Annotated in this window: 6 protein-coding genes; all 6 read left to right on the plus strand. The window is 66.5% G+C overall.

Annotated features, from left to right (window positions below):
* The first annotated feature begins 201 nt into the window (after positions 1 to 201).
* The 6 genes from QAR72_RS02310 to treY are packed head-to-tail and all read left to right on the plus strand — an operon-like array spanning position 202 to position 14020.
* The gene (locus QAR72_RS02310) at positions 202 to 2166 is read left to right on the plus strand and encodes an alpha-1,4-glucan--maltose-1-phosphate maltosyltransferase (RefSeq protein ID WP_304615817.1); all 1965 of its coding nucleotides are present in this window, start codon (positions 202 to 204) and stop codon (positions 2164 to 2166) included.
* The gene (gene treS, locus QAR72_RS02315; RefSeq protein ID WP_304615748.1) at positions 2163 to 5453 is read left to right on the plus strand and encodes a maltose alpha-D-glucosyltransferase; all 3291 of its coding nucleotides are present in this window, start codon (positions 2163 to 2165) and stop codon (positions 5451 to 5453) included. The genes QAR72_RS02310 and treS overlap by 4 nt, the downstream gene beginning before the upstream one ends.
* The gene (gene glgB, locus QAR72_RS02320; protein WP_304615749.1) at positions 5450 to 7630 is read left to right on the plus strand and encodes a 1,4-alpha-glucan branching protein GlgB; all 2181 of its coding nucleotides are present in this window, start codon (positions 5450 to 5452) and stop codon (positions 7628 to 7630) included. The genes treS and glgB overlap by 4 nt, the downstream gene beginning before the upstream one ends.
* Positions 7627 to 9708 (plus strand): glycogen debranching protein GlgX, encoded by a 2082-nt coding sequence (gene glgX, locus QAR72_RS02325; protein WP_304615750.1) that lies wholly within the window; start codon positions 7627 to 7629, stop codon positions 9706 to 9708. The genes glgB and glgX overlap by 4 nt, the downstream gene beginning before the upstream one ends.
* A complete protein-coding gene (gene treZ / locus QAR72_RS02330) occupies positions 9705 to 11447 on the plus strand; it encodes a malto-oligosyltrehalose trehalohydrolase (protein ID WP_304615751.1) in 1743 nt (580 codons plus the stop codon). Before glgX ends, treZ begins: the two co-directional genes overlap by 4 nt.
* Entirely contained in the window at positions 11444 to 14020 is a 2577-nt protein-coding gene (gene treY, locus QAR72_RS02335; protein WP_304615752.1) for a malto-oligosyltrehalose synthase, read from the plus strand. Before treZ ends, treY begins: the two co-directional genes overlap by 4 nt.
* Positions 14021 to 14162 lie beyond the last annotated feature (142 nt).

Here is a 14162-nt window from a genome sequence, read left to right on the forward strand (position 1 = left end):
GGAGACCCCTTAGGGTCGCACTGCGATCCTTCGACCAACAAAGATCAGCCCCCGGGTTCAGGAACATCATCCCGTTCCGCAGGTTCCTCGCGCCTTGCAATCCGAGGGGGCCAGCCATTGACAGCGACGACGCCGTTCACCGACCGCCCGAAAAGGCGCGCAGCCACCGCCGCGCCGCAACCCGCGACCGATCTTGAACGGCTGGCCGCCCAGAGGCTGGCCATCGAGGGGATATCGCATTCCATCGACGGGGGCCGCTTTCCGGCCAAGGCCGTCGCCGGACAGCCCGAACGGATCGAGGCCGACATCTTCTCGGACGGGCACGACATCATCGCCGCTGCCCTGCTGACACGGCAGCGCGGGCAGGACGCGTTCGCGGAAACGCCGATGCGGTTCGTCACGAACGACCGCTGGTGCGCCGATGCGGTCTTCGAGACGCCGGGCGATCACGAATTCATGCTGATCGCATGGCGCGACCTTTACGCCACCTGGCACAAGGAGATCGCGGCCAAGCATGCCGCCGGGCAATCCATCACGCTGGAACTGGAAGAAGGGCGCCGCCTGATCGAGGCCGCCGCCGGGGCCGAGGGCTGGGCGGGGCGCGAGGACAAGGCGCTGATCCGCGCGATCCTCAGGGACGACAAGGCGCTGGCGCGGGACGCGGGCGCCAATGCCGAAAGGCTGGCCGCACTGAGCGCGGATCGGGTGGTCGACCTGATGCGTCGGGGCGGGCCGCGCACCAATCTCAGCCGGTCCGAGCTGCTGCGGCTGCATGTGGACCGCGAGGCGGCCGCCTTCAGCGCCTGGTACGAGTTGATGCCCCGCTCGCAATCGGGTGACCCGACGCAGCACGGCACGTTCGACGATGTGATCGCGCGGTTGCCCTATGTGCGCGATCTGGGCTTCGACGTCCTCTATTTCCCGCCGATCCACCCGATCGGGCGCACGAACCGCAAGGGTCCGAACAACAGCCTGACCGCGGGTCCCGATGATCCGGGCAGCCCCTATGCCATCGGTTCCGAGGATGGCGGTCATGACGCCATCCATCCTGAACTGGGCGATTTCGAGGATTTTCACCGACTGATCCGCGCCGCACGCGAGCACGGGCTGGAGATCGCGCTGGACTTCGCCATCCAGTGTTCGCCCGACCATCCTTGGATCAAGGCTCATCCCGAATGGTTCGACTGGCGCCCCGATGGCAGCATCAAGTTCGCCGAAAATCCGCCCAAGAAATACGAGGATATCGTCAACGTCCATTTCTACCGCGACGCCATGCCGGGCCTGTGGCACGCGCTGCGCGACGTGGTCCTGTTCTGGGTCGATCACGGCGTGCGGATCTTCCGCGTGGACAATCCCCACACCAAGCCCTTCCCCTTCTGGGAATGGCTGATCGCCGAGATCCGGGCGCACGATCCCGGCGTGATCTTCCTGGCCGAGGCCTTCACCCGGCCCAAGGTCATGAAGCGGCTGGCGAAACTGGGCTTTTCGCAATCCTATTCCTATTTCACCTGGCGCAACCACAAGGCCGAGTTGACCGAATACCTGACCGAACTGACCCGGACGGAAAGCCGTCTGGTGATGCGCCCGAACTTCTTCGTCAACACGCCCGACATCAACCCGCGCTTCCTGCAATCCAGCGGCAGGCCGGGCTTTCGGACGCGTCTGGTCCTGGCCGCGACGCTTGGCGGGAATTACGGCGTCTATAACGGTTTCGAGATCTGCGAGGCCGCCCCCGTTCCCGGCAAGGAAGAATATCTCGACAGCGAGAAATACCAGCTGCGGGCCTGGGACATGGACCAGCCCGGCCATATCCAGGACGACATCCGGCTGGTGAACCGCCTGCGCCGCGACCATCCCGCGCTGCGTCAGTTCACCGACCTGGTCTTCTGCCCGGCCCATCACGATCAGGTTCTGGCCTATGCCAAGCGCGCCGGCGACGACTTCGTGCTGATCCACGTCAATCTGGACCCGCACAACGCAGCCGCCTTCCATTTCGAGATCCCGCTTTGGGAGCTGGGCCTGCCCGACGATGCCTCGGTCGAGGTCCGAGACCTGATCCACGGCAACAGCTTCACCTGGCACGGCAAGACCCAGTGGCTGGAGCTTGACCCCCAGACGCGCCCCTACGCGATCTGGCAGATCATCGCGCCGGGGGTGGCCCGATGAACCGGCCCCTGTCCGGGCGCGACGGCGCCAGCTTCGCGGTGAAGGGCGGCATCGACCGGTCGCAGGCCGACTGGTATAAGGACGCCGTCATCTACCAGCTTCATATCAAGGCGTTCATGGATTCGAACGGCGACGGCATCGGCGATTTCGCCGGGCTGATGCAGCGGCTGGATTACGTTCAGGAACTGGGCGTCACGGCGATCTGGCTCTTGCCCTTCTACCCTTCGCCTCTGCGCGATGACGGCTACGACATCTCGGATTACCGCTCGATCAATCCGTCCTACGGGACAATGAAGGACTTCAAGGCCTTCGTGACCGAGGCGCACAGGCGCGGCATCCGCGTCATCACCGAACTGGTGATCAACCACACATCGGACCAGCATCCCTGGTTCCAGCGGGCGCGGCGAGCAAAGCCTGGCTCTGCCGCCCGCGACTGGTATGTCTGGTCCGACACGGATGAGAAATGGCCCGAAACGCGGATCATCTTTCTGGATACCGAAAAATCCAACTGGACCTGGGACCCTGTCGCGGGCGCCTATTACTGGCACCGCTTCTATTCGCACCAGCCCGACCTGAATTTCGACAATCCGCGCGTTCTGGCCGAGGTGCTGAAGGTCATGCGGATGTGGCTGGACATGGGCGTCGACGGCCTGCGGCTGGACGCTATTCCCTATCTGGTCGAACGCGACGGCACCAACAACGAGAACCTGCCCGAGACGCATGACGTCCTCAAGGCGATCCGTGCGGACCTCGACGCGCACTTCCCCGATCGGATGCTGCTGGCCGAGGCGAACCAGTGGCCCGAGGACACGCGCCCCTATTTCGGCGACGGGGACGAGTGCCACATGGGCTTTCACTTCCCCCTGATGCCACGCATGTACATGGCGCTGGCGCAGGCGGACCGGCACCCGATCACCGACATCATCCGCCAGACGCCCGAAATCCCCGAGAATTGCCAATGGGGCATCTTCCTGCGCAACCATGACGAGCTGACGCTGGAAATGGTGACGTCGGAAGAGCGGGACTATCTGTGGCAGACCTACGCCACCGATACCCGCGCGCGCATCAATCTGGGCATCCGCCGCAGGCTGGCGCCCCTGATGCAGAACGACCGCCGCAAGATCGAGCTGCTCAATTCGCTGCTGCTGTCCATGCCCGGCACGCCGATCATCTATTACGGCGACGAGATCGGCATGGGCGACAATTACTATCTGGGCGACCGCGACGGCGTGCGCACGCCGATGCAATGGTCGGGCGACCGCAATGCGGGCTTTTCCACCGCCAAGCCGCAGCAGCTTTACCTGCCCGCCATCATCGACGCCGTCTATGGCCATCAGGTCATCAATGTCGAGGCGCAGGCCGAGGACCCGTCCTCGCTGCTGAACTGGATGCGGCGGATGATCACCGTGCGCCGCCAGCACCCCGCCTTTGGCCGGGGCGAGATGACGCTGCTTTACCCCGGCAACCGCAAGATCCTGGCCTATCTGCGCCAGCACGAGGGGCGCGCCTATCTCTGCGTGGCGAACCTGTCGGATGCCGCCCAGGCGGTGGAACTGGACCTCGCGCGCCATCGCGGGCGGGTGCCGGTGGAACTGACGGGGCGCTCGGCCTTTCCGCCGATCGGCGATCTGCCCTACATGCTGACGCTGCCAGCCTACGGCTTCTACTGGTTCGCCCTGTCGGGCCCCGAGGAGATGCCGTCCTGGCACGACCAGTTGCCCGAGATCCTGCCCGAATTCATCACCCTGACCACGCGGGACGGCACCGTCGCCACCGCGTTGGCGGGGCGCGAGGGTGCCCAGTTCCGCCACGAGGTGCTGCCGCAATGGCTGCCCCTGCAACGCTGGTTCGCGGCCAAGGATCAGGCCGCGCCCGACCGCGTCGGGCTGGACCATCTTGGCGATCTGGGACAAGGCGAACACGCGCTGGTCTCGATCCGCACCGCCGATGGCGCGGACGCGCCGCGCTACTTCCTGCCGCTGTCGGCCCGGTGGGGCGACGACCATCTGCGGCCGGGCGCGCCCAAACTGTCCTGGACCTTGGCCAAGATCCGCCACACCGCGCGCGTGGGCGCGCTGATCGACGGGGCCTTCGACGAAAGGCTGCCGGTCCTGATGCTGGACGCGATGAAGGCCGACAACCGTCAAGGCGCGCTGCATTATCACGGCACAGATGCCCTGCGCGCCATCGCCGATCCCGGCGCGCTGCGTCAGCTGGGGGTGGAACAGTCAAACCTGTCGGTCGCCTTCTCGGACCAGATCATCCTCAAGCTCTACCGCAGGCTGCGGGCGGGGCGGCAACCCGATGTCGAGGTCGCGCACTTCCTGACCGAGGTCGCCGGCTACGCGCATACGCCGCGCTATCTGGGTCATCTGGCGCATGTGGCCGAGGACGAGACCGTGCTAGCCGCCGCATTCGCCTTTGTCCCCAATCGCGGGGATGCCTGGTCGGGCGTGATCGACGCGCTGTCGCTGGAACTGAACGATCACGAGACCTGGTCGCTGACCGCCGACGATCCTGCGCCGCCGCATGGCTTCGACTTTCCCCTGTCGATCGGCGCGCTTCTGGGGCAGCGGACGGCTGAGCTGCATCTGGCGCTGGCGACCCCGAGCGATGACCCGGCCTTTGCGGCCGAGCCGATGACTGCGGGGCATCTGTCGCACTGGGCCGCCGAAGCCGAGGCCGAGGCCACAAAGCTTCTGGACAGGCTGGAGGCCGCGGACCTTCCCGAGGACGCCGCGCCGCTTGCCGCCAGACTGATCGAGAACCGGGCGCTGCTGTTGGACCGTCTGCGCGGGATCGGTCAGATGCAGCCCTCTGCCAGCCTGACGCGGATCCATGGCGATTTTCATCTGGGGCAGGTTCTGCTGGCCCAGAACGACATCGCCATCATCGATTTCGAGGGCGAACCCTCGCGCAGCCTGGCCGAGAGGCGGGCGAAGACCTCGCCCCTGCGCGATGTGGCGGGGATGCTGCGCTCGTTCGACTATGCCGCGCAGACAGCCGCCGCGCGCCATCGCACCAGCTTTGGCGGCTCGGCGGAACGCGCCCTCGAACGGATCGGGGAATGGCGCGCAACGGCCAGTGACGCCTTCCTGACGGCCTATCGCCACCAGATGCAGGGCGCCCCGAACATGCCCGCCGAGCCCTTGGCCGGGGCGCTCCTGGACCTCTTCCTGCTACAGAAGGCGGTCTACGAGGCAGGCTACGAACTGGGCAACCGCCCTGCCTGGATCGGCATTCCGCTGGCCGGCATCCTTGATCTGCTGAACCGAGAGGCCCCATGACCGATAGCGTTGCGCCCGACCTGCCCGATGGTCTGACCCTGTCGGCCATCGAGGCCATCCTGCGCGGCAGGCATCACGACCCCTTCGCCATCCTCGGGCCGCATGACGGCCAGCTGCGCGTTTTCGCCCCCCAGGCGGCCGAGGTGGATGCGCTGTCCGGCGACCGCGCGATCCCGCTGGAACGCATTCATCCGGAGGGGTTCTTCTGCGGCCCTGCCCCGGACGGCCCCTACCGGCTGGCCATGCGCGCCGGCGATCACGCCTGGCAGACCGATGACCCCTATCGCTTTGGTCCGGTTCTGGGCGAGATGGACGAGTATCTTCTGGCCGAGGGCAGCCACAGGCGGCTTTACGACCGGCTCGGCGCGCATCCCCTGACGCATGAGGGCGTGGCGGGGGTCAGCTTCGCGGTCTGGGCCCCGAATGCGCGGCGCGTCAGCGTGGTGGGCGATTTCAACGCCTGGGACGGGCGGCGCCACCCGATGCGGCGCAGGCTGGGGCCGGGCGTCTGGGAATTGTTCATTCCGGGCCTGGGCGCCGGCGACATCTACAAATACGAGGTTCTGGGCGTTCACGGCGAATGCCTGCCGCTCAAGGCCGATCCGGTGGGCTTTGCCCATCAGGCCCCGCCCGAGACGGCCTCGGTCGTCCACGGCCTGCCCGAACATGACTGGCACGATCAGGGCTGGATGGCGGCCCGCGCCTCGCGGCAGGACCGGCACGCCCCGATCTCGATCTACGAGATGCATCTGGGTTCGTGGCGCCGGGGCGGCGCGGACGAGATCCTCGATTACGACGCCATCGCGGATCTGCTGGTCTCGTATCTGGACCGGATGGGGTTCACCCATGTCGAATTCCTGCCCGTCAGCGAACATCCCTTCACCGGGTCATGGGGCTATCAGCCGATCGGGCTTTTCGCCCCGACCAGCCGCTTTGGCCCGCCCGAGGGGTTCGCGCGCCTCGTGGACCGGCTGCATCAGGCCGGGATCGGTGTGATCATGGACTGGGTGCCCGCGCATTTCCCCTCGGACGCGCATGGCCTGGCGCAGTTCGACGGCACCGCGCTTTACGAACATGCCGATCCGCGTCAGGGCTTTCACCAGGACTGGAACACGCTGATCTACAATTTCGGCCGCCGCGAGGTCGCCAATTTCCTTGAGGCCAGCGCACTTTACTGGATCGACCGCTTCCACGTGGACGCGCTGCGGGTCGATGCCGTCGCCTCGATGCTGTATCTGGACTATTCGCGCCAACCCGGCGAATGGGTGCCCAACCCGCAGGGCGGCAACGAGAACCTTGAAGCCATCGCCTTTCTGCGCGGGGTCAATGAACGCGTCGCCGCCGACCATCCGGGCGCGATCACCATCGCCGAGGAATCGACCGCCTTTCCCCATGTCAGCCGACCCGTCGATCAGGGCGGGCTGGGTTTCGGCTTCAAGTGGAACATGGGCTGGATGCACGACACGCTGGCCTATTTCCGCCGCGACCCGATCCATCGCCGGCACCATCAGCACGACCTGACCTTTGGCCTCGTCTACGCCTTCTCGGAGGATTTCGTCCTGCCGCTCAGCCATGACGAGGTGGTGCATGGCAAGGGCTCGCTGATCGGGCAGATGGCGGGCGACCGATGGCAGAAATTCGCGAATCTGCGGGCCTATTTCACCTTCATGTGGACGCATCCGGGCAAGAAGCTTCTGTTCATGGGCGGCGAATTTGCGCAGGAACGCGAATGGAACCACGACCAGTCGCTGGACTGGCACCTGCTGGACGATCCGATGCATCGCGGCATCCAGGGGCTGGTGGCCGACCTGAACCGGATCTACCGCGACTTCCCCGCCCTGCACCGGCTGGATTGCGACCCGGCGGGTTTCGAATGGATCGATGCCAGCGACACGGCGCAAAGCGTGCTGGTCTGGCAGCGCAATTCGGATGACGGTTCCCCGCCAGTCGTCGTCGTCTGCAACCTCACCCCGGTCGTGCGCGAGGATTACCGCATCGGCGTGCCTGCCGCAGGTGCATGGCGGCTGATCCTGAACAGCGACGAGGAACGCTACGGCGGTTCGGGCGTTGGGGAACAAGCGCATCCGGTGGCCGAGGCAGAACCCTGGCACGGGCGCGAGCATTCGCTGCGCCTGACCCTTCCACCCCTCGCCACGATCGTGATGACCCCTGCATGAGCAAGAACGACCTTATCGTCCATCCGGGCAGCCCGGCCTCTCTGGGCGCGACCTGGGACGGATCGGGAACGAATTTCGCCATCTTCTCGGCCCACGCCACCAAGGTCGAGCTGTGCCTGTTCGACAGACGCGGCAAGCGCGAGACCGACCGCATCCCGCTGCCTGAATACACCGACGAGGTCTGGCACGGCTATCTGCCTCAGGTGCGGCCCGGCCAGCTTTACGGCTACCGGGTCCACGGCCCCTATGACCCCGCGAACGGGCATCGCTTCAATCCCAACAAGCTGCTGCTGGACCCCTACGCGTTGGAGCTTCAGGGCGATATCCGGTGGCATGACGCGCTGTTCGGCTATCGGATCGGGCATGGCCGCGAGGATCTGTCCTTCGACCGGCGCGACAGCGCCTTTGTCATGCCCAAATGCGTCGTCGTCGATCCGGCCGTCACATGGGGCCCGGACCTGCGCCCGAACCGTCCCTGGGCCGAAACGGTCATCTACGAGGCGCATGTCAAGGGCATGACCGCTCGCCATCCCGGCATCCCTGAAAAGCTGCGCGGCAGTTTTGGCGGGCTGGCCGATCCGCGCGTGATCGAGCATCTGACCGATCTGGGCGTCACCGCGATCGAGCTGATGCCCGCCCAGGCCTTCTTCGACGACCGCTACCTGATCGAGAAGGGCCTGACGAATTACTGGGGCTACAACACGGCGGGCTTCTTCGCGCCGGCCATGCGCTACATCTCCCCCGGGGCGAACCTGCACGAATTCAAGCTGATGGTCCGCCGCCTGCACGAGGCCGGGATCGAGGTGATCCTGGACGTGGTCTACAACCACACGGCCGAGGGCAACCATATGGGCCCGACCCTCAGCTTTCGCGGCATCGACAATGCCAGCTATTACATCCAGGCCGACGATCCGCGCTATTACTTCGACACGACGGGCTGCGGCAACACGCTGGACCTGACCCATCCGCGCGTGCTGCAGATGGTGATGGACAGCCTGCGCTACTGGGTGCAGGACTGCCATGTCGACGGCTTCCGCTTTGATCTGGCTTCGTCTCTCGGGCGCGACCGCGATCAGTTCAGCCCCTCGGCCACGTTCCTCGACACGGTGCGGCAGGACCCGGTCCTGTCGGGCGTCAAGCTGATCGCAGAGCCCTGGGATACGGGCGCGAACGGCTATCAGCTGGGGAATTTCCCGCCCGGCTGGGCCGAATGGAATGACCAGTATCGCGACACCGTGCGGTCCTACTGGAAGGGCGATCAGGCGATGCTGCCCGCCCTGGCATCCTGCCTGACCGGCTCGGCCGACCGTTTCGACAAGCGCGGCCGCCGCCCCTGGGCCAGCGTGAACTTCGTCACCGCCCATGACGGTTTCACGCTGATGGACACGGTCAGCTACAACGACAAGCACAACGAGGCGAACAAGGAAGACAACCGCGACGGCCATTCCGACAATCGCAGCTGGAATTGCGGGGTCGAGGGGCCGACCGGGGACGAGGACATCCTCGATCTGCGCGACGGGCTGCGCCGGGCGATGATGACCACACTGATGCTGTCGCAGGGCACGCCGATGATCCTGATGGGCGACGAGATCGGCCGCAGCCAGGGCGGCAACAACAACGCCTATTGCCAGGACAATGCCATGAACTGGCTGGACTGGGATGACCCCGCCCCGCGCGAAGGCGCGTTCCGCGACTATCTGCGCGGCCTGATCGCGCTGCGCCGCTCGCGTCCGCTTCTGTCGCTGCCGTCCTTTCTCAGCAGCGACCGGCTGCGGGTGCGGGTCGAGTGGCTGCGCCCGGACGGCCAGCCGATGGAGGACGAGAACTGGCACGACCCCGACGCCCGCAGCGTCGGCATGTGGCTGCGCAACGACGGCGAAAGCCTGCTGGTGCTGTTCAACGCCCATTTCGAGCCCGTCCCCATGACCCTGCCGCCGCCGGACCATGCCAGCGCGTGGACCTGCCTTCTGGACAGCGACAGCGGCGCCCTGCATTTGCGCGACGCCCCGGTCCAGTCGAACCACAATCCCGCCCTTGCCCCCCGCAGCATCATGGTCCTGGAGGATCGCCCCTCATGAGTCGCAACTATGCCTGGGGACCCCAGCCGGTCGAGGGCGGGACCCGCTTCCGCCTCTGGGCGCCGGGTCAGGACCATCTGTCGCTGCGATGCGGCGGGCTGGATCACCCGATGCAGCCCGAAGAAGGGGGCTGGTTCGCGCTGACGCTGGAGGGTGTGGCTCCGGGCGCGGAATACGGCTTTCTGCTGACCGACGGCCGTGTAGTGCCGGACCCCGCCTCGCGCATGCAGGCCGGGTCGGTCCACGGCCTGTCGCGGCTGGCCGTTCCGGGCCGGTTCGACTGGCATCCATGGACCCCGCGCCCCTGGGAAGAGGCGGTGATCCTGGAACTGCATGTCGGCACATTCACCCCGGAAGGCACGTTCCGCGCGGTGATCGACCGCCTGCCCCATCTGGTCGCCACCGGGATCACCGCGATCGAGATCATGCCCGTCGCACAATTCGCCGGCAATCGCGGCTGGGGCTATGATGGCGTGCTGCCCTATGCCCCCCATCCCGCCTATGGAACGCCCGACGACCTCAGGGCCTTGGTCGATGCCTGCCACAGGCATGGGCTGATGGCACTGCTGGACGTCGTCTACAATCATTTCGGACCCGAGGGAAATTACCTCGCGGCCTATGCGCCTGACTTCTTCGACCCTGACCGACTGACGCCCTGGGGCAAGGCCATCGCCTATGACCGCCAACCCGTGCGGCGCTTCTTCATCGAGAACGCGCTTTACTGGCTGGATGAATTCCGGTTCGACGGGTTGCGTCTGGACGCGGTCGATCACCTGCGCGACGCCAGCGACCCCGAAATCCTGGTCGAGATCGCGCAAGAGATCCGCGCCCACTTCCCCCACGCCCATCTGACGACCGAGGACAACCGCAACATCACCGCCCTGCACGAACGCGGTCCCGACGGCGGCGTGCCGCTCTATACGGCCGAATGGAACGACGATTTCCACAACGTGGCCCATGTGATCGCCACCGGCGAGGCCGAGGGCTATTACGCCGATTTCGCCACCGACCCCTGGCCGAAATTCGGCCGCGCGCTGGCCGAGGGCTTTGTCTGGCAGGGCGAAGGCGGGCACGGCGCGCCCTCGACCCATCTGCCGCCGACGGCCTTTGTCGATTTCCTGCAGAACCACGACCAGACCGGCAATCGCGCCTTCGGCGAGCGGCTGCTGACGCTGGCGCCCGAGCCCATGGTCCGGGCGCTGATGACCATCCACCTGCTGTCGCCGCATGTGCCTCTGATGTTCATGGGCGAGGAATGGGGCGAGACCCGGCCCTTCGCCTTTTTCACCGATTTCGACGGCGATCTTGCCCGGATCGTGCGCGAAGGGAGGCGCCGCGAATTCGCGGGCTTTGCCGCCTTCGAGGCCGAGGCGACCCGCGACGCCATTCCCGATCCCAATGCCCCTCAGACCTTCGAGGCCTCGCGCATCGACTGGAACCGCGCCGCCTCGCCCGAGGGACGGGACTGGCTGGCCTTTGTGCGGGGGCTGCTGGACCTGCGGCGGGACTGGGTCCTGCCGCATCTGAAGGGGGCGCCGGGCCGTTCGGGCCGGGTGATCCGGGCCGAGGACGGCCTGATCGCGGTCGACTGGACGCTGAATGGCGCACGGCTGGGCCTGCGGGCCAACCTGTCCGAGGCCGAGGCCGACTTGCCGCCCGGCGCGGGTCTCTGCATCCACGGCCTGCCCGGTGCACTGCCGCCGTCTCAGGTCGCCTGGTGGCACGAGGTCGCCGAATGATCCCCCTGCGCGCGACATACCGCCTGCAATTCAGTGCCGATTTCCGCTTTGTCGATGCCGCTGCGCTGGTGCCGTGGCTGGCCTCGATGGGAATCAGCCATGTCTATGCCTCGCCCATCTTCGCCGCCCGCCCCGGCAGCACGCACGGCTATGACGTCACCGATTACAACCGCCTCAACCCCGCCTTGGGCACGCGCGCCGATTTCGATGCGATGGTCGCGACCCTCGACGATCACGATATGGGGCTGATCCTCGACTTCGTGCCGAATCACATGGGCATCGGGGGCGATGCGAATGCCTGCTGGGACAGCGTGATGGAATGGGGTCCGCACAGCCCCTATGCCCATTGGTTCGACATCGACTGGGACCGGCTGGAGGGCAAGCTGCTGTTTCCCTTTCTGGGCGCCGCCTATGGCACCGTGCTGGAAGAGGGCGGCTTGCGGCTGCAACTGGAACAGGACGGACGTCTTGCCGTGCGCGCCCATGACAGCCACCGCCTGCCGATCAACCCGCTGGATTATGCCGAAATCCTCGACTGTGCGGGATCGCCACTGGCACCCGCCTTTGCCGCGATGGCAGGTGCGGGGCCGACGCATCCCGGCTGGGCGGACCTGTTCGCGCAGCTGGCCGAGGCCGGGGCCGATCTGTCACCTTATGAGGACACGGCGCGGCTGGATGCATTGATCGTACGCCAGCATTGGCGGGCAGCCAGCTTCACGCTGGACGCAGACGCGATAAACTACCGGCGCTTCTTCACGATCAGCGATCTGGCCGGGGTCCGGGTCGAGGATCCGCGCGTCTTCGACGAGACACACGCTTTGGTCCTGTCGCTTCTGCGCGAAGGCTCGGCCAGCGGCATCCGCATCGACCATATCGACGGCCTGCGCGACCCGCGCGGCTATTGCCGCAGGCTGCGCCAGGCGGTCGGCAAACCCTTCTGGCTGTTCGTGGAGAAGATCCTCGGACCTGACGAGGCCCTACCGGCCGATTGGGACACGGACGGGACGACGGGCTACGAATTCGCCAATCAGGTCGTGACCCTCATGGCGGACCCGGCCGGCAAGGCCGCGCTGGACCGAATCTATGCCGAGACGACCGGCCAGAGCCAACCGCCCGACGAGATCGTGCACGAGGGCAAGCTGGCGGTCATGTCCGGTCCCATGCGCGCCGAGGCCGAGGCCCTGACCGACGCGCTGGCCGCGATCGCCGCAGAGACGCCGCAATGGGCCGATCTGGGCCGCGGGGCGATCCGCGAGGCTCTGATGCAGCTGATCGCGGCGCTGGACGTCTATCGCACCTATGGCGACGCGCAGGGAATGCCCGCCGAAAGCCGCGCCCGGATCGAGGCGGCGCTGGACCGCGCCCGCGCCCGTGCGCCCGATCCCGACCCGGTGGTGTGGGACATGCTGGCCGCGACGCTGACGCTGGACGCGCTTGGAACCCTGCCTGATCAGCGCGAGGCAATCATGGCGGCCGTGACGCGTTTCCAGCAGCTTTCGGGACCGGTCATGGCCAAGGGGCTCGAGGATCGCGCCCTCTATCGCTTCAACCGGCTGATCGCCCTGAACGAGGTCGGCTCTCATCCAGGCGATACGGAATTGTCGGTGGCCGAATTCCACGCGGCTCAGTCGGCGCGGCTGGAACAGACGCCCCGGAACATGCTGTGCACCGCCTCCCATGACACGAAGCGCGGCGAGGATGCGCGGATGCGGATCGTCGCGATCAGCAGCAACACCGCCCTGTGGGAGACGCGGCTGGCCGATTGGAGCATGCTGCTGGGCGATGCCGCCTCGGGCGTCGATCCGAACGAGCTCTATTTCTTCTACCAGCTGCTTCTGGGCCTCTGGCCTGACGATGGCGTCGTGGACGACGATCTGGCCGCACGGGTGCGTGACGGCATGCTCAAATCCGTGCGCGAGGCCGCGGCCAATACGCGCTGGATCAACCCGGACGAAGCCTACGAAGCGGCCTTGGACCGGCTGATCACGGCGGCGCTGACCCAGCCGGGCTTCCGCGAATCCTTCACCGGCTTCCTGTCCGCCCTGCGCCCGGATGCCGAGGCCGCCAGCCTGATCCAGACGGTCCTGAAGCTGACCGTGCCGGGCGTGCCCGACATCTATCAGGGCGCCGAGGCAGGAGACCATTCGCTGGTCGATCCCGACAATCGCCGACCCGTCGATTTCGCGCTGCGCCGCGAGATGCTGGATGCATGGGATGGCGGTCCGCCCCTGTCGGGTTCGGGCGGCTTCGCCGCGCAGAAGCTGCGCCTGACGGCCGCGCTGCTGCGCCTGCGGGCCGCAAGGCCCGACCTGTTCGCCAAGGGGCTTTATCGTCCCCTGCCCGCCTCGGGCCCCGGTGCGGCGTCGGTTCTGGCGTTCCTGCGCGAGGACGGGACGGATTCGCTGATGGTGGCGGTCGCGCTGCATCCGCGCCCCGATTGGGCGAATGTGGTTCTGCCGCATCCCGGCAGCCCGGACCGCTGGCGCGACATCCTGGACGAGCGGCTGGTCGCACCGGATGATGCTGCGGACCTTTTCTCACGGCGTCGGGTGGCGGTCCTGCGCCCGGATTGATCAAGGCTGGCGTGGTCCGGCCTCATGGGCCGCCCGGAATTTGAACAAGGTGCAATACTTGCATCCACACAATTGAAGATTGTTCGATTAAACCGTTCCGTATATTATCGCGTTGCATCTATCCAAGACCAGCCGTTCGACG

This window comes from Paracoccus sp. (in: a-proteobacteria) (genome assembly GCF_030604785.1).
Lineage (GTDB): Bacteria > Pseudomonadota > Alphaproteobacteria > Rhodobacterales > Rhodobacteraceae > Paracoccus.